The organism is Nitrospira sp. SG-bin1 (genome assembly GCA_002083365.1).
Taxonomy (GTDB): domain Bacteria; phylum Nitrospirota; class Nitrospiria; order Nitrospirales; family Nitrospiraceae; genus Nitrospira_D.
Map to the genome: position 1 here is coordinate 1 of LVWS01000019.1, position 16,632 is coordinate 16,632.

15 protein-coding genes and 2 tRNA genes are annotated in these 16,632 nt (G+C 54.6%); 8 read left to right on the top strand and 9 right to left on the bottom strand.

What is annotated here, in order from left to right; all coding sequences use genetic code 11:
- Positions 1–355 precede the first annotated feature (355 nt).
- Both A4E19_16490 and A4E19_16495 read right to left on the bottom strand, forming a co-directional pair.
- Positions 356–1,198: a hypothetical protein gene (locus A4E19_16490; GenBank protein ID OQW35173.1), complete on the bottom strand. Its 843-nt coding sequence runs from the start codon at positions 1,196–1,198 to the stop codon at positions 356–358.
- A 450-nt stretch (positions 1,199–1,648) separates the two neighbouring features.
- Positions 1,649–1,725 (bottom strand) — tRNA-Met (locus A4E19_16495).
- Positions 1,726–1,813: 88 nt separating this feature from the next.
- On the opposite strand from A4E19_16495, the gene A4E19_16500 reads away from it, so the two are divergent.
- The 5 genes from A4E19_16500 (at position 1,814) to A4E19_16520 (ending at position 8,221) form a co-directional block, all read left to right on the top strand.
- On the top strand, positions 1,814–2,755 hold the full coding sequence (locus A4E19_16500) for a methionyl-tRNA formyltransferase (protein OQW35174.1): 942 nt from the start codon (positions 1,814–1,816) through the stop codon (positions 2,753–2,755).
- A 73-nt stretch (positions 2,756–2,828) separates the two neighbouring features.
- Positions 2,829–4,217 carry a hypothetical protein gene (locus tag A4E19_16505; GenBank protein OQW35175.1) on the top strand — a complete coding sequence of 463 codons (1,389 nt, stop codon included), beginning with the start codon at positions 2,829–2,831 and terminating at the stop codon, positions 4,215–4,217.
- Entirely contained in the window at positions 4,217–4,918 is a 702-nt protein-coding gene (locus tag A4E19_16510) for a ribulose-phosphate 3-epimerase (protein ID OQW35176.1), read from the top strand. The genes A4E19_16505 and A4E19_16510 overlap by 1 nt, the downstream gene beginning before the upstream one ends.
- Before the next feature lie 9 nt (positions 4,919–4,927).
- Positions 4,928–6,493 (top strand): hypothetical protein, encoded by a 1,566-nt coding sequence (locus A4E19_16515; protein OQW35177.1) that lies wholly within the window; start codon positions 4,928–4,930, stop codon positions 6,491–6,493.
- Positions 6,494–6,499: 6 nt separating this feature from the next.
- Entirely contained in the window at positions 6,500–8,221 is a 1,722-nt protein-coding gene (locus tag A4E19_16520; GenBank protein OQW35178.1) for a hypothetical protein, read from the top strand.
- An 87-nt stretch (positions 8,222–8,308) separates the two neighbouring features.
- Here A4E19_16520 and A4E19_16525 read toward each other — a convergent pair whose 3' ends face one another.
- The 7 genes from A4E19_16525 to A4E19_16555 all read right to left on the bottom strand — a co-directional run bounded on the left by A4E19_16525 (position 8,309) and on the right by A4E19_16555 (position 12,479).
- Complete coding sequence (locus A4E19_16525; GenBank protein OQW35179.1) at positions 8,309–8,677, bottom strand: 50S ribosomal protein L20; 369 nt, start codon at positions 8,675–8,677, stop codon at positions 8,309–8,311.
- Between the two features lie 52 nt (positions 8,678–8,729).
- A complete protein-coding gene (locus tag A4E19_16530; protein ID OQW35180.1) occupies positions 8,730–8,924 on the bottom strand; it encodes a 50S ribosomal protein L35 in 195 nt (64 codons plus the stop codon).
- 39 nt (positions 8,925–8,963) lie between these two features.
- Positions 8,964–9,473, bottom strand: a complete 510-nt coding sequence (locus A4E19_16535; protein OQW35181.1) for a translation initiation factor IF-3 — start codon at positions 9,471–9,473, stop codon at positions 8,964–8,966.
- A 14-nt stretch (positions 9,474–9,487) separates the two neighbouring features.
- A complete protein-coding gene (locus A4E19_16540) occupies positions 9,488–11,416 on the bottom strand; it encodes a threonine--tRNA ligase (protein OQW35182.1) in 1,929 nt (642 codons plus the stop codon).
- Positions 11,417–11,495: 79 nt separating this feature from the next.
- Positions 11,496–11,570, bottom strand: a tRNA-Val gene (locus tag A4E19_16545).
- Positions 11,571–11,707: 137 nt separating this feature from the next.
- The gene (locus A4E19_16550; protein OQW35183.1) at positions 11,708–11,980 is read right to left on the bottom strand and encodes a DNA-binding protein HU; all 273 of its coding nucleotides are present in this window, start codon (positions 11,978–11,980) and stop codon (positions 11,708–11,710) included.
- A 73-nt stretch (positions 11,981–12,053) separates the two neighbouring features.
- Positions 12,054–12,479: a hypothetical protein gene (locus A4E19_16555; GenBank protein OQW35184.1), complete on the bottom strand. Its 426-nt coding sequence runs from the start codon at positions 12,477–12,479 to the stop codon at positions 12,054–12,056.
- A gap of 475 nt (positions 12,480–12,954) precedes the next feature.
- Between A4E19_16555 and A4E19_16560 the strand changes: the two genes are divergently transcribed.
- Genes A4E19_16560 through A4E19_16570 form a run of 3 tightly spaced genes read left to right on the top strand, consistent with a single transcriptional unit; the run spans position 12,955 to position 16,631 of the window.
- On the top strand, positions 12,955–13,371 hold the full coding sequence (locus tag A4E19_16560; GenBank protein ID OQW35185.1) for a hypothetical protein: 417 nt from the start codon (positions 12,955–12,957) through the stop codon (positions 13,369–13,371).
- Between the two features lie 43 nt (positions 13,372–13,414).
- Positions 13,415–15,904 (top strand): hypothetical protein, encoded by a 2,490-nt coding sequence (locus tag A4E19_16565; GenBank protein ID OQW35186.1) that lies wholly within the window; start codon positions 13,415–13,417, stop codon positions 15,902–15,904.
- Between the two features lie 13 nt (positions 15,905–15,917).
- Positions 15,918–16,631, top strand: a complete 714-nt coding sequence (locus tag A4E19_16570; protein ID OQW35187.1) for a phosphoadenosine phosphosulfate reductase — start codon at positions 15,918–15,920, stop codon at positions 16,629–16,631.
- The last annotated feature ends 1 nt before the right edge of the window (position 16,632 follow it).

Sequence of the window (16,632 nt, forward strand, 5' to 3'; positions counted from 1 at the left end):
TGGCGGACGTGATCTGGAACAACGCGCCGAAGAGTATCCTGGATCCGTTCCCCAGCCAGGTGAACCCCAACGCCAAGGCCGGGTACTAAGTAATAGTTCAAGCTTTCGCGCGTTCGAGACTAAATAGGTAGCGGTAAAAGGGGCCGGCCCGGATGTCTGGGCCGGCTTCTGTGTTTTGTTATGTACCGTCCTCGCTCGTACTTAAAAACGTGCCTAGAGATGGGAGGTCTACTGTCTAATGAAGCATGGCGGGGGAGGCCGCTTCGCTAAAAGCAATTTCTCTGCGTTCTGGATATTGGTTTAGGGAAAGCAGTCTGGCCGCACCGGTGGGCAAGTGCTTGTGTCATCGGCATAATCATATTGGCTCATTCTTACGAGCATGAAAGGGACAGCCCCAGGTCTCTAGAACGGCCCGCCCAGAATATTGACGTGCCTCCGAGTTTTCCCCAAAGCTAGCTAGCATTGGGTTTATCGAGCCCTGGAAGGCCAGCTCCCGCGTCCGAACCGTCTGTTTCATTGTTTCAAATTTTCCACGTGCGCGAAGGCGAGTGAATTGCTCATGAAGGTTGAATACCATGATGGGATAAGGGGTCGTTCGTGCCAGACGTGAGGATTGGGGATGCATGCCGATGACATACATTGCTCGCCCGCCGATGCTGAATGAGAAGTGATGGCTCTGCGGGTCGGAGTCGACGTTCTTGTCCCAGCTAAAGAAATCGGAATCAAGAGTGTGCATGGCTTGAAGCTGTTTCCACAGCAAATCTTCGAAATGCTCTTCCGTCTGGGTATCCGGCCCGCGGAACATAGCGATGAAGGTAATGAAGTGGTCATCCACGACGGGAAACTCATGGCAGAAGTCATAGAGATCATGACAAACACCACGTACCGCGCTATCGCAAGCGAGGTGCGGGTATAACCCGAAGCGATAGCTATTTCGACTGAACGCAGAAATCGCCCCAACGCAAGGATAGAACTGGCCCAAGACCTTTTGCCGCAATTGGGTATGCGCTTCAATAAGGTCGGGATCGATGAGCGCGTCAGGAGCGAGCGGGCGCATAACCGCCTGACCCTGGAAGGCGGCATAGCTCGAAAATCGGCTTGCCGCTGGATCGACCGACAAAGGATTCCACGGCAGCTTATCTGCGCCGGTTATAATGCCGTTCTCCGGTAGCGGTCGATGATGGAAGTCTGGTTCCATGGTAAAACCTCGCGGATATCCTGAATCCAAAACAATGTCTACTGACACGGTAGAGGCGTTTTCTTCGCCGGCCGTAACAAGCACTTACCCCTGCGTCACAGGGGTTACCTTCCGCCATCTGGGTTCAACCGACAATAGTGCTTTGGATTTGGATAGCGCTACTTTAGTATTCCGAATATGTACGTATTCAAAGCGTGGCCACTGTTCATAAAACAGAAATTGTTGGGAGATAATCAGGCCATATCAATCGACCGATAGAGGCGAGAGGACCCCCTAGAGGGTGTTTGAGGGGGCCCGAGGCGACTGACAAAGCTTCCCATGCCGTTCGCTCACGGTAAAAAACAGGAAGTAGTGGAGCCGACAGCGCGAGAACGAGTTATGAGTTAGTAGAAGGAGATTCGACGATCAATTATAGATGAGGATTGATGTGATGAAGAGAGGAAGAAGATGTGGTTGCGGGGAGAGGATTTGAACCTCTGACCTTTGGGTTATGAGCCCAACGAGCTACCAGGCTGCTCCACCCCGCGTCCGGATGCTAACAAAGCGTTGAAGATCAAGTCAAGTTAAGACGTGGGCCTGATTGCATTCTTCTTACTACGATGTTAAAGCGAAGGCATGCGGATCGTTTTCATGGGCACTCCAGAATTTGCTGTCCCGTCGCTCGAAGCACTCCTTCGATCCGATGATCACGTGGTCGGAGTGGTGTCGCAACCGGATCGCCCCAAGGGCAGGGGGCATCAGCTCGTCGCTCCGCCTGTGAAACTCGTCGCAGAGCGTGCTGGTATTCCTGTCCTGCAGCCGCTTAAGATTCGGACACCGGAATTTTTGCAAGCCCTGTCAGCCTGGCAGCCGGATCTGATTGCCGTCGCGGCCTATGGACGTATTCTGCATACACCGATCCTTCAACTTCCCCCGATGGGTTGTGTAAATGTGCATGGCTCGCTGCTGCCGAAATATCGGGGTGCCGCTCCTGTCCAGTGGGCCGTCATCAACGGCGAAACCGAAACGGGCATTACCACGATGTTGATGGACGAAGGGATGGATACAGGTCCCATGCTGCTCCAAGCGAAATTGACGATCCTGCCCGACGATACGGCTGGGACGTTGGCACCTCGTCTGGCGGAGTTGGGAGGGCCGTTGCTTGTCGACACGATCACACAGCTGAAAGCCGGAACGCTGATACCGAAGAAACAAGACGATGGGCAGGCGACCTTGGCGCCGCTTTTGAAAAAGGAAGATGGTCTGATTGATTGGACGATGAATGCGCCGGCACTTGTCAATCGAGTGCGAGGGCTTTCTCCTTGGCCGGGGGCCTATACATTTTTCGGCGCCGAACGGTGGAACATCTGGAAGGCGATTCCTCACGCGGGTATGACAACCGATAAGCCGGGCACAATCGTCATGGTGAACAAACAATCCATCGTGGTGGCAACAGGCGAGGGACTTGTCGACATCCGTGAGATCCAGGCGGCCAATTCGAAACGTATGACAGTGCCCCAATTCTTGACTGGGCACCGCGTCACGGCTGGTATGCACTTGGGGTCACCGTCTGCATAACCCTGCTCTTCAGAGCAATAATTGTTTCTTGCCCTCGGCTATGACCTCCCAAAGAACGTTGAGCCCAGATGCCATGGGGCTGTCTTCCCGCTCTGTTGCTCTCTCGACTCTCCTCTCCTACCAACGAGCTGATGATGCCCTTGAGGAGCTGATTGAACAACATATCAAGTCGATTTCCCAGCATCGTGACCGTTCGCTGGCTATGGAACTGGTGTACGGGGTTCTGCGGCGACAGGAGATGATCGATTGGAGACTTGGGTCAGTCCTGGACAAACCGCTCCTCAGATTGCCTGTCGTCGTTCAAATGTTACTGCGGCTTGGAGCCTATCAGCTGCTGTTCCTGGATCGAATTCCTGCTTCCGCGGCGGTGAACGAGACCGTCCGGTTGACGAAGTCGCACGCCAAAAAACTCGGCCGCGACTGGAGTGGCTTGGTGAATGGAGTTCTACGCAACCTTATCCGTCTGCCGGTGCCGCCTCTCCCGGACCCCGCAACCCATCCGGCTCAATCGTTGTCAGTGCGGTATGGAATCCCAGTATGGTTGACAGAGCGGTGGATCGACCGACTGGGGCTTGAACAAGCGGAGTCGGCCTGTCGAGCAAGTAGCACGATTCCGAACGTCATCCTTCGAGTGAACTCGAATCGACTCACCAGGGAAGAGTTCTTGGCTCGGCTAGGACAAGCAGATGTGGCGGCTCATCCGACGGCTGTCAGTCCTGTAGGCGTGGCGTTGGAAAAAGGTCAGGATGTGACGTCGTTGCCAGGGTTCCAGGCGGGCGACTTCTACGTGGAAGATGAAGCGGCTCAGCTCATTCCTCCGATTCTAGACCCGCAACCGGGTGAGAGTATTTTAGATGCCTGCGCCGCTCCAGGTGGCAAGACGACGCACCTTGCCGAACTCATGGGTGATCGCGGAACCATCTATGCCGTTGATCGCAAAGCCTCTCGATTGGATCTGCTCCGCCAGAATTGCCAACGACTAGGCATTCAGAGCGTCGTGCCGATCGTCGGTGATGTGAGACTGCCGGCCGAATGGTCTGGTCTGATTCCAAGCCAGGTGAACCTCCAGAGCGGGCTGCCGCCGTTCGATCGTATCCTGGTGGATGCGCCTTGTAGCGGGATGGGCGTGCTGCGCCGACACCCTGAAGCGAAGTGGCGGAAGGACAGTTCAATCTTCTCCAGACACCAGAAACTTCAAGCTGACATTCTCGCATCGGTGGCTTCCTGCTTGCGACCCGGTGGGGTGCTGGTCTATAGTACCTGTTCGACAGAAACGGAAGAGACGGAAGAGGTGATCACCCGTTTTTGCGAGGCCAATTCTGGATGGATGCGGGAATCTGTGGCGCCGTGGCTTCCCATCACCGCTCTCCCCTTTGTGACCATCTCCGGCGCGCTCTCCACCATGGGTAACGAATACGGGATGGACGGCTTTTATGCCGCCCGTCTACGAAAGAAGAGGTAATGGGTCACCCAATTCATATTGCACCCTCGATTCTTTCAGCGGACTTCGCGCGATTGGCTGAAGAAGTGGCCGCCGTGGAACGGGCCGGTGCCGACCTCATCCATGTCGACGTGATGGACGGGCATTTCGTGCCGAACCTCACGGTGGGGCCGCCCATTGTCGAAAGCCTGAAGAAAGTCACCAAGTTGCCGCTCGACGTTCATTTGATGATCACCAATGCCGATGCGTTCATCCCCGAGTTTGTGGATGCCGGCGCCGACTATCTCACGGTCCATGTGGAAGCGTGTCCTCACCTTCACCGGACGATTCAGTCGATTAAGGAACGGGGAGTGAAGGCTGGAGTCACACTGAATCCCGCCACTCCACTCACATCGCTCCAAGAAATCTTAGGCGATGTCGATCTGGTCTTGATCATGTCGGTCAATCCTGGGTTCGGTGGGCAGACCTTCATCCCATCGGTCCTCAAGAAGATCGCCGAGGCGCGGCGGATCCTCGATCACATCAACAGCCACGCACTGCTTGAAGTGGACGGCGGCGTCAAGGCGGAGAACGCTCGCGAGATCGTGGCGGCCGGGGCGAGGGTTCTCGTCGCAGGATCTGCCATTTTCTGCCAAGGTGACTATACGGCCACCATTGCAGCCATACGGGCAGCCGGAGAGACGGCCGCCTTGCCGGCGTCACGCGCTGCAGTCCATCAATAGGCGGATTGGGTGGATATCTCCGCACTCATCGACAGTCTGCACCCTCTCGAAATCAAAGTACTCATGGCTTTGGGACTTCGTCCCCCGGGAACTGCTCTGGACAGCGAACAGTTGGCGAGCGCAGCCGAGCTGGAGCCATCCCAATTGAGCATGGCGGTGGAATGGCTGTTGGCCAAGTCGCTCGTCACGGTGCAGACGGAAACGGTCACTCCTATCGTCTCGCTGACGAAAATCGGGGAAGAGTATCATCAGACAGCTTCACCCCTCGAACGAGTCTTGGCGGCTGCGCGGGAAGCGACCGGAACGGGGAGAAGGCTGACCATTCCCGATCTTCAGTCGCAAGGAGGACTGGAGCCTTCCGATGTCAGTAAAGCTGTAGGACGACTCAAAAAAGAAGGGGCGATCCTGATCATTCAGGGTGGGTGTATCGAGACAACAGGTCGTCCAAGTCCGACAGCCGAGGCACTTCGAACCCTCCTGGGAGAAATATATGGCTCTTCGAAAGAGCTGAAGAGCTTTGCTGAAACTCATCGGCAGATTATCGAAGACTATGCGGTAAAACGGGGCAATGCCAAGGAGCCGTTCCGGATTGACGATCGGGTAACCCGATCCTTTGCCTTGTCGGCCGAGGGGGCTGGTGCCGTGGCGCAGCTGCTCAAACAAGGAATTGCCGAGGAAGTATCACAAGTGACTCCTGACTTGTTGAAGGACGGGAGTTGGCGCCAGAAGCGATTTCGAAAGTACACGATCAGTCTGCGTCCGCCTCGTATCGGAACCGGAAAGAAACATCCGTATCGGGAATTTCTCGACACGGTCAAAGCCAAGCTAGTGAGCATGGGCTTTCAAGAGATGCGGGGAGCGCTGGTCGAAACGGAGTTCTGGGACATGGATGCCCTGTTCATGCCGCAGTTCCATCCGGCCCGGGACATCCATGACGTCTATTTTGTCAAGGAACCCCGTCATACCACCGCCGTGGACGAGCCGTTCTTGTCGCGTGTCGCCAAGGTGCACGAGAACGGCGCGGAAACCGGTTCCACGGGGTGGGGCTATTCGTTCGATGTGCATCGGGCCAAACGGTTGGTGTTGCGGAGTCAGGGTACGGCGGTGTCGGCTCGTACGCTTGCCGCCTCACCCAATATTCCGGGGAAGTACTTTTCAATCGCCCGGTGTTTTCGCTATGACCAAGTCGATGCCACCCACGCAACGGATTTTTTCCAGGTCGAGGGCATCGTGCTGGGAGAAGACATCAATTTCAGGACGCTGTTGGGGCTCCTGAACTTGTTCGCCCGGGAGGTGGCACAGGCGAAAGAAGTGAAGTTCTTACCGGCCTATTTCCCGTTTACCGAACCGTCGGTCGAGTTGCATGTGCGGCATCCCCGCTTGGGATGGATGGAGCTTGGCGGCGCCGGTCTCTTTCGTCCGGAAGTCACATTGCCGCTCGGCGTCACGGTGCCCGTCATCGCCTGGGGGTTGGGGCTTGATCGCATGGCCATGGTGGCGTTGGGTATCCATGACATTCGCGAGCTCTTCACCGACAACCTGGAATTGATCCGCACCACCAGAGGACTATTCTAACCGCTCATGCCTACCATCACCATCTTCAAGGATGATTTCGAGGCACTTCTCGCGGAGGATCGTCGTGCCGACGGTAGCGTGTCGATCGCTCAGTTGGAGGAGTGGCTTATGCTCGTGAAGGGCGAGCTGAAGGGGCACAACCCAGAAACCGGCGAGTTGCGCATTGAGCTCCAAGATAGTAATCGTCCAGATCTCTGGTGTTGCGAAGGGATTGCCAGACAAATTCGCATCAAACGGCAAGGCCGGCTGAAACCCTATTCTTTCTTCACCAACAAGACGAAGTCGCCGCATCTTCTCGTCGTGAAGCCGGGTATGGAGCAAGTGCGCCCTTATGTGGCGGCCTGTACTGCCAAGGGATATCGGGTGACCGAGAAGGGGTTGGCGCAGTTGATTCAAACGCAGGAAAAGTTGGCCGACATCTTCGGACGCAAGCGCAAGACCGTCTCCATCGGAATCTATCAGCTGCGGAACATTGTTTTTCCTATAACCTATGAGCTGGTGAAACCTGATGATGTGCGGTTTACCCCTTTGGGGATGGAAACGGCGATGACTCTGTCGGAAATTCTCATGGTTCACCCAAAGGGGTTGCAGTATGGATCAATCCTGACCGTTAAGAGTCTCCTCCCTATTCTCCGAGATGCGAAGGACCAGCCGTTGTCGTTTCCACCGATTATTAATAGCCGGGAAATCGGAGAAGTACGGGTGGGTGACGATGAGCTCTTCGTTGAAGTGACCGGGACGGACCTTTCCATGGTGATGATTTCGCTGAACATCTTCGCGGCGAATTTGGCAGACCGTGGCGCAAACATCGAGCCGGTGGACATCCAGTATCCAACAAGCACGAAATTAGGCAAACGGGTCAAGACACCGCAAGATCTTGGAAAGCTCAAAACCATTCGGATGAAAGCGATAGCCCAGGCACTCGGTCAGGATCTGGATGAGACCGTCGTCAAACAAGCGCTTGAGACTTATGGATACGACGTGTCGGCGGAAAAAGGATCTGTGAAGGCGAAACTTCCGCCATATCGGCAGGATCTGATGCATACGATGGACGTGGTTGAAGACGTTGCCATGAGTCGTGGGTATGCCGAGTTTACCCCGGTTATGCCAGCGCAGTTTACAGTCGGGGGGGTATCCGAGATTGAACAGATGTCCGATCGATCCCGAGAATTGATGGTGGGGCTGGGCTTTCAGGAAATTATCTCCAACATTCTCGGTTCCCCGGAGCACTATTCGGGTTTGATGCGGCTTGACGGCACGGACTGGGGACGGACGGTCGAGGTGGACAATGTCATGTCATTGAGCTTCTCCTGCCTCCGACAATGGATGCTCCCGTCATTGCTGCGTATTGAGGCAGCGTCGAGCCGCGCGTTCTATCCCCATCGGCTTTTCGAAGCCGGGGACGTAGCGATTCCCGATGATACCCACGAAATGGGATCCCGAACGGAAACCGTCTTGGGCGTTGTGATTTCTCACGCCGCCACCCATTTTTCAGAAATCCATTCTTGTCTCGATGTGCTGTTTTACTACCTCGGGAAGGAATACAGCTTGGAATCAGTTCAGCATCCATCGTTTCTCGAAGGCCGCGTCGGTCGCATTCTCGTCGAGGGTAAGCCTGTCGGCATCATCGGTGAAGTCCATCCGGAAGTCCTCGAACGGTGGCAGATTGCCATGCCGGTCGTCGCGTTCGATGTGAATCTATCGAAGCTGGTTCAGTCTGCGGAGTGAGTGCCGACTTCGTCACAAAATAACCAAAGGGGACACGACACGGTGTCGCGTCCCCTTTGGTCGGATGCGTTACAGACGCTTTGCGAGTTAGGCTGTCGCAGGCGTGAGATGTTGCTTAGCAAGTCCTACGAGCTGCGCAAACCCCGCAGTGTCTTTGATCGCCATGTCCGAAAGGACCTTGCGATCGAGGGCAACATTGGCCTTCTTGAGGGCATTGATGAACCGGCCGTAGGTTATACCCTGAGTCCGGACAGCTGCACTAATACGAGCAATCCAGAGTTGCCGGAAGTCCCGCTTTCGGTTCTTGCGACCCGTGTATGCGTAAGTCAATCCCTTATCAACGCTTTCCGTCGCTGACCGAAAGAGGCGGCTTTTCCCGCCGTACTGACCTGACGCCAGCTTAATCCGCTTCTTTCGCCGAGCTCTCGTTTTTGGTCCACCCTTTGCGCGAGGCATGATTCATTACTCCTTTTGGGTCCTGAAATTCACAACACTAAACGATCACCGTCTATGTATACGGCAGAAGTCGATCCAATGTAGACACTACCGTGGAATCCACCACTGCTGTTCCGCTCAGGCGGCGCTTCCGGTCGTGCCGTTTGCTGGTCAGTATGTGCCGCTTGCCCGCCTTGCGGCGAACGATTTTACCACTCCCGGTCTTTGTAAAACGCTTACTCGTCCCTTTATGCGTCTTCATTTTCATGAAAAGATTCCTTTGGTTGAGCGATCAGCGAGCTGCGTGTCAATGTTTCGGAGCGACGATCATGATCAAGCTCCGTCCCTCCATACGAGGAGCATACTCAATGGTGCCGGCTTGGGCCAACTGTTCAATGACGGAATTCATCACCGCGCGTCCCATCTCTTGGTTGGCCATTTCCCGTCCACGATAGGTGAGGGTGACCTTGGTCTTGTTACCCTCCTCTAAGAACGCTTTCATCTGTCGGACTTTAATTTCAAGATCATGCTTATCGGTCCGCGGGCGCAACTTGATTTCCTTCACTTGCGTGGACTTTTGATGACGCCGACTTTGATGATCTTTTTTGCTCAACTCATACTTATACTTCCCGTAGTCCATAATCCTGCAGACGGGAGGGACGGAGTTGGGGGCGACTTCAACCAAGTCATAGCCGCTTTCTTGAGCCTGACGAAAAGCATCGGGCGTCGGAAGGATGCCGAGTTGTTCTCCCTCCGGACCAATGACGCGAACTTCTCGGACTCGGATCTCACGATTCACACGCAATTTGGGAACGATAGGCCACCTCTTTTTTAATGTGTGTGTTGAAGCTCTCGCTGTGTGTGTGTGACTTCTGCTTTCAGAAGGTCCAACACCTCAGCAACGGTCTTATTGCCTACATTGGACCCGCTTCGGCCACGTACCGAAAGGGTTCCATCTTGCATTTCTCGATTCCCCGCCACCAACATGAACGGAACTTTCGACTTTTCCGCTTCACGAATCTTGAAGCCGATTTTTTCATTTCGAAGGTCCGCTTCGGCTCGGAAGCCGGCCGCCCGTAACTGTGCCGCCACGGCTGCGGCGTAGTCTTGCTGATGATCGGTGATGTTCATGACCACCGCCTGCACCGGAGCGAGCCAGGTGGGGAACGCGCCCCCGTAATGCTCGATCAGAATGCCGAAAAAACGCTCGATGGATCCCATCAAGGCGCGATGGATCATGATCGGACGATGGGCTTTGCCGTCTTCTCCGATGTAACTCAGGTCAAACCGCTCTGGATTGTTGAAATCCACCTGGACCGTGGAGCATTGCCACGAACGGCCCAACGCATCCTTGATCTTAATGTCGATCTTCGGCCCGTAAAATGCCCCTCCGCCGGGATCAAGATGAAAGGAAATATTGCGACTCTTCAGCGCCGCTTCCAATGCGCTGGTGGCCAAGGCCCAATGTTCATCACCACCCACGGATTCTTTGGGTCGTGTGGACAAAAATACCTCAAACTCCGCGAATCCGAATGTCTGCAATACGAAGAATGTAAAGTCCAGCACCCGGCTGACTTCGTGTTCCATCTGATCCGGCCGGCAGAAGAGATGTGCATCGTCTTGTGTGAATCCACGCACACGCATGAGTCCGTGCAGGACTCCCGTTCGTTCATAGCGGTACACGGTTCCGAGTTCCCCGTAACGGATGGGGAGGTCCCGATAGCTCCGCAGATGAGACTGATAGATCATGATATGGTATGGGCAATTCATCGGTTTCAGCTGGTACTCACTGCCTTCCAGCTTCATCGATGGGAACATGTTTTCCCTGTAGTAATCGAGGTGCCCGCTCGTCTTCCAGAGATCAAGACGTGCAGTATGAGGGGAGTAGACCAATTGATATCCGTCCCGAATATGTTGTTCCCGCCAAAAGTTTTCAATCAACAGGCGGACGGCTGCCCCTTTTGGATGCCAGAGTACCAGCCCCGGTCCGATCTCATCCTGAATACTGATGAGATCCAGCTCTTTCCCGACTTTTCGATGGTCGCGTCGCTTAATTTCTTCCAGGCGGGCCAGGTAGGCATCTACTTCCGTTTTGGTAGGGAAAGACGTCCCGTAGATCCGCTGTAACATCGGATTGCGTTCATCGCCACGCCAATACGCCCCGGCCGTGTTGAGCAATTTTATGGCCCCAATGGAGCCAGTGCTAGGAAGATGAGGGCCACGACAGAGGTCGACGAAGTCGCCTTGTGTGTATGCGGTGATTGGTTCTCCGTCGGGGAAACCTTGAATGAGCTCGACTTTGTAGTGTTCTCCACGGGCTCTGAAAAAGTCTATCGCGTCCTGCTTGGAAAACTCCCGCCTCGTGATCGTCAGGTTACGTCGTATGATATCGGCGGCGCGCTCTTCGATTCTTTTCAGGTCATCGGGCGTAAATGGGCGTTCGAAGGCAAAGTCATAGTAGAAACTGTCTTCCAGGGCAGGGCCGATGGTCAGCTGCGCCGATGGGAAGAGTTCTTTGACGGCTTGGGCCATGACATGAGTACTGCTGTGGCGGTACACTTCACGTCCCTCTGCGCTGTCGAATCGCAGCGGTTCGACTACCGAGCTTGCACTGACAGGTCGCGACAGATCAACTACTGCACCGTCGATCTTGGCCGCCAGAATGTCACGGCCCTCGAGTCCCAATTCAGACAGAGCCGCACCTACCGACTTTCCCGGCTGAATATCAGCGCTTGGACCGTCTCTTACCGATACTTTCATAACTTCCAGATCATGATCGCGGTACAAGAGACAACACAGGACGGAGCCTCCTCCGCGAGGCAAACCAACCCCCAGCTGATGGTAGGCGCGGACGGTCTTGAACCGTCGACCTCTACCGTGTCAAGGTAGCGCTCTCCCCCTGAGCTACGCGCCTATCGACAAAGGAGGCATGCTAATATAGCCTTGTTGACACTGTCAAGAAAGCGAAAGAGAAGGCCGCATTCCTTTTCAATCTAGTGGAGGAATGCGCGACGTGTTTCTAAGAGCTTTGGGTCAGACACCCTTAGAGGGTTACCTGACGGCGGAGCGAAGCTCTTTCCCGGCTGAAAACTTTGGGACCTTGGTCGCGGGAATACGGAGTGATTCACCTGTCCGTGGATTTCTTCCCATTCGTGCTTTTCTCTTTGAAATCGTGAAGGTGCCAAAATTGACGAGGGAGACACGGTGTCCTTTTTTTAGCGAGGAAGTCACGGCTCCGGTGAATGCTTCAAGAGCGGTTCCGGCCGCTACCTTTGTGATCCCTGCTGAAGCGGCCATCTTTGCGATTAACTCTTCCTTTGTCATGGTGTCCCTCCTTCATGGGTTTTGAGAGATGGTTATGGGAGCGAACCCAACAGCGCACCTATAAAAATCATGTTCAGGCACTATGACTTGCCTTCGATTTCGTCTGCTTCAACGGGATGTGAAGATTCACGATTTTTTTCCGCAACGTGTTCCGATTGAGTCCGAGAAGTTCCGCAGCTTGTATTTGATTGCCCCCTGTCTCGCGCAACGCTGAGGTGATGAGAGGACGTTCCACGGCAGAGATCAGAATCGGGTGAAGATTCTTAGCGGATCCGTTTCTCATCCCCTTCACGAATTCCCCCATTTTGACTTCCAGATAGCTCTCCAGAGAGGTGTCGCGAGTTTTCGGCTGCTGCGAGTTACTCGGCTGATTCATAAGGTGAATCGTTTTCAGCGCCTTTTTCAGGACCGCCTTCGACCCCTTGATGCAAAGGGTGCGAGAGGAATCAAGGTGATCCGTAAGCGAATCATTCTGGTCCTGTCCGCTTGGCGACTCCATCACAACGGCGTCGAAACGATGTCTGGGTAATTCCCTCAGAAAGGCCGAATGGTCGCGAGCGATCGTAACGGTAGCGTCCTTGAATACCTGCCTCACCAGAGCTTGTACGGCCGTGTCATTGGTGAATAATAGAATAGTAAATGAAGCTGACAACACAGACATGAAGGCACCACCCGAAGAGGAGGGCGGATTATTGCCTAGGGCGTAGGGGATGTCAATCAGATTTTCTGGACGCACCGGCGGTTCCGATTGGCTTCCCGTACGGCTTTGTCGGAAGGAAATCGCTCGCAAAGTAAAGAGCTTCTGTTTGTCTCGACCTACGATTTTCGACAGTACATTATTAGTATATATACGCATCACTACCGATGAAGTTTCCCGTGTCTTGACAGATCGCAGAGTGAAAGGGTATACATGAAGTGAATTCCTACCGGAATAATAAAGAATGAAGGTATCGAAGCGTGCCACATACGGGATTATGGTAGCAGTCGACCTTGCGGTACATGCACAAGAAGCCCCGATTCAAGCGCGTTCTATCGCGCGGCGTCATGGGATTCCCGTCCGTTTCCTTGAACAAGTTCTCCATGCAATGAAAAAGGCCGGCTTAGTAGAAAGTCAACGAGGCGCTCAAGGAGGGTACCTCCTTACGCAAGAACCGGCGGCTCTTTCGGTCGCCGATATATTCGAGGCGTTGGAAGGCCCGGTCTTTCATCGGCCATTTGTCGGTCAGCGCACACGCGATCGTCATGCAACCAAGCCGGACTTGCTGCTAGGTGATGTCTGGGAACAGGTACAACAGGCGGAACGAAAAGTGCTCGAAAACATTACAGTCGAACACCTGGCGATGCGTCTACGGACGATCGATGCCCAGCGTACCCCGATGTACCACATCTGACGATAAAGAAGACTTCTTCCCGCCAGTGGACAAGGAGACAGATATGAATCAGATCCAATCGTTCACCATCCCGAAGATTGAGACGAAGCCGATTCCCTCCACGATCTTGGAAGAAATAGAAACCTTCGAGACTGAAGCCCTGCGAACATCGGCCGGAGAAATTTCCACCGATCTCTTCAAACCATTCCGCCTTCAATATGGCATTTACGGCCAACGTCAATCTGGCGTCCAGATGGTTCGGGTCAAGATTCCCTTCGGCGGCATTACAGCGAATCAGCTTCGCCGCCTGGCCGAACTCGCCGACCGCTATGCGACCGGGGTCGGACACGTCACGACGAGACAAGACATTCAGATGCACTTTGTCGAGCTGAAGGATGTGCCGACCATCATGCGGGGATTGGCCGAAGTCGGACTCACCACTCGAGAGGCCTGCGCCAATACCGTGAGAAATGTGACGGCCTGTCACCTGGCCGGCGTCTGTCAGGGTGAAGTATTCGATGTGACGCCCTATGCGAAGACCGTCGCCTATCATTTGTTGCGGAATCCCTTGAACCAAAGTTTGCCGCGGAAATTCAAGATCGCGTTTTCCGGCTGCAAGCATGACTGTGCCCTGACACCCATCCATGATATTGGGTTGTTGGCCGTCAAACGAGCCGACGGAGTGATCGGCTTTCGAATGGTGGCAGGCGGAGGCTTGGGCTCGGCTCCACGGGTCGCACAACTCCTCCGTGAGTTCACCCCGATGGAGGAGCTGATACCCAGTATCGAGGCCGTCATTAAGGTCTTCGATACCCTCGGGAACCGAAAAAACCGCAACAAGGCCCGCATGAAATTCGTCATCGACAAGCTGGGTTTTGAAGAATTCAAACGTCGCTGGGAAGCAGCCTACGTTGCCATGGGGCATGCGCTTCCCAAGAACGGGTCCTTGGCTCTGCTGCAGCATCAGGACGAACCTCCCTCTCTCATCATGCCGACGAGAAATGGCGCCGTGAACGGAAACGGGAATGGTAACGGTCAGGGGATCCATGCTGTAAGCACTGAAACACCGTTTGAGATGTGGAACCGAACCAACGTGGTGAAGCAGAAGCAGGATGGGTATGTCACGGCCGCCATCAAGCTGTTCATGGGAGACATTACGGCTGAACAGATGCTGTTCGTCGCCGACCTGGCGGAGCGTTATTCGAACGGCAATCTCCGCACAACCATCAATCAGAACATGGTGATTCGTTGGGTTCCTGCCGATCAGACCCGACACCTCTACGAGGATTTGGCGTCTCATGGATTAGCTGATCCAGGGGCCGAGCTTGTCGAAGACATTATCGCTTGTCCCGGCACAGATACCTGCGGTCTGGGAATCACGTCGTCCAAGGGTCTTGCGCGCGCGCTGGCCGAGGTATTTCCGGCAGGTCGTGTTCCAGAAGACCTTCAGGATGTGAGCGTAAAAATCAGCGGCTGCCATAATTCGTGCGCTCAGCACCACATTTCCACGATCGGGCTGCATGGAGTCGGCAAACGAATCGGGGACCATGTGGCGCCACACTATGAATTGCATCTCGGTGGCTCGGTGAATGGGACGGCCAAGATCGGCCAGATGACCGTGAAGTTGCCGGCGAAAGCGGTCCCGGCGGCGATTGCGCATTTGATTGACGTGTACCGTCGTGACCGCCACACGAACGAGAATCTATCGACGTTCATCGCCCGTGTCGGGAAAAGCAAGCTGAAGGACGAGTTGATCCCTTACACGATCGTGCCGTCCTACCAAGAGGATTCCACGTTTTATTACGACTGGGAAGGGGAAGAAGAATTTATCCTGGAGGATCTTGGTCCAGGAGAGTGCGCCGGTGGCGCGCTGGAGATGATTGAAAACGGCATCCTTGAAGCCGATCAAGAACTCTACCAAGCGAGGCTGCTTATTGAAAAACATCAGTATGCTGTGTCGGTGAATAAGTCCTATCGAGCCGTGCTGGCGGCGGCCAAGGCCCTGTTGGTCACCGAAGGACTGGAACCATCGACCGACGCCGAAACATTCACTGAGTTTGACGGCAGGATCGCCCAAAAGGGAGTTGTGCCGCCCATCTATCGAGACCTCAATAAAAAGGTGGGCGACTTGGGTCCCAAAGAAACGTCGGCTGAATCGGCCCGGGAAAAGATCGCATTCGCCAAAGGCTTTGTCGATGCATGCCGTACGGCAACGGATCACATGGGGAAAGACCTTAAGCTCTCAGCTGTGAAAGAAGAGAGGCCTCTGGTGGCACCTGCACTAGTCGAAACGAAGCCAACTGCTCCTGTTCCGACCGGCGCTCCGGTCTACGATCTCCGTGGCGTGGCCTGTCCAATGAATTATGTGAAGACCAAGTTGAAGCTGGAAATGATGGATGCAGGCGAACAGTTGGAAGTGTGGTTGGATGCGGGGGAACCGATTAAGAATGTGCCCATGAGTCTCAAGAATGACGGCCATAAAGTATTGATCCAGGAGGCGCTGGAACCGGAAGCGTCACATTATCGGATACTAGTCGAGAAAGTCGAAGGGTAGGATCTGATTCGCTATGACAGTCAATGACCAATGTGGACCCATGGCAGAGCTCCAGGCATGGAGCGCTTCGCTCGAGACGAAGCCGCCGCAAGATGTGCTGGCAGCCACCATCGAACGATATGAGCGGATCGTTCTGGCCTGCAGCTTTGGAGCGGAGGATGTCGTGCTTGTCGATATGGTGCATCGCATCAATCCCTCGGTGCCGTTGTTCTATCTCGATACCGATTTTTTGTTCCCGGAGACCTATGCGACGAGAGATCACGTCATCGAACGGTATGGTCTCAAATCGACGCAGGTTATCCAAGTCAAATCCTTACTAAGTCCGGAAAAACAGGCGGAAGACTACGGTGATGCGCTATGGACCAGCAATCCGGATCAGTGTTGCCAATTACGGAAGGTTGAACCGTTGACTCGCGTGTTGCGAGGGTATGAGGCATGGATCACCGGAATCAGACGCGATCAAGCCCCAAGCCGCGCGAATGCCGGGTTGATTGAGTGGGATCAAAAATTTAACCTGGTCAAAGTCAACCCGCTTGCGCGATGGACATGGGCGGATGTGTGGGCCTACATCAAGCTCTACGAAGTGCCGTACAACCCGCTGCACGATCAAGATTATCCCAGTATCGGGTGCACCTTCTGCACCGCCCCAGTCGCACCGGGCGATGATCCTCGGGCTGGCCGTTGGAAGAATTTTGCCAAAACCGAGTGCGGTCTACACAAGTCGTAAC

Bases quoted from the DNA above. Each gene is read 5' to 3' on its own strand.
- A4E19_16490 (OQW35173.1), bottom strand. From the start codon at position 1,198: ATGGAACCAGACTTCCATCATCGACCGCTACCGGAGAACGGCATTATA.
- A4E19_16560 (OQW35185.1), top strand. From the start codon at position 12,955: ATGGTAGCAGTCGACCTTGCGGTACATGCACAAGAAGCCCCGATTCAA.
- A4E19_16505 (OQW35175.1), top strand. From the start codon at position 2,829: ATGGGGCTGTCTTCCCGCTCTGTTGCTCTCTCGACTCTCCTCTCCTAC.
- A4E19_16565 (OQW35186.1), top strand. From the start codon at position 13,415: ATGAATCAGATCCAATCGTTCACCATCCCGAAGATTGAGACGAAGCCG.
- A4E19_16520 (OQW35178.1), top strand. From the start codon at position 6,500: ATGCCTACCATCACCATCTTCAAGGATGATTTCGAGGCACTTCTCGCG.
- A4E19_16555 (OQW35184.1), bottom strand. From the start codon at position 12,479: ATGGAGTCGCCAAGCGGACAGGACCAGAATGATTCGCTTACGGATCAC.
- A4E19_16510 (OQW35176.1), top strand. From the start codon at position 4,217: ATGGGTCACCCAATTCATATTGCACCCTCGATTCTTTCAGCGGACTTC.
- A4E19_16570 (OQW35187.1), top strand. From the start codon at position 15,918: ATGACAGTCAATGACCAATGTGGACCCATGGCAGAGCTCCAGGCATGG.
- A4E19_16500 (OQW35174.1), top strand. From the start codon at position 1,814: ATGCGGATCGTTTTCATGGGCACTCCAGAATTTGCTGTCCCGTCGCTC.
- A4E19_16550 (OQW35183.1), bottom strand. From the start codon at position 11,980: ATGACAAAGGAAGAGTTAATCGCAAAGATGGCCGCTTCAGCAGGGATC.
- A4E19_16525 (OQW35179.1), bottom strand. From the start codon at position 8,677: ATGCCTCGCGCAAAGGGTGGACCAAAAACGAGAGCTCGGCGAAAGAAG.
- A4E19_16530 (OQW35180.1), bottom strand. From the start codon at position 8,924: ATGAAAATGAAGACGCATAAAGGGACGAGTAAGCGTTTTACAAAGACC.
- A4E19_16540 (OQW35182.1), bottom strand. From the start codon at position 11,416: ATGAAAGTATCGGTAAGAGACGGTCCAAGCGCTGATATTCAGCCGGGA.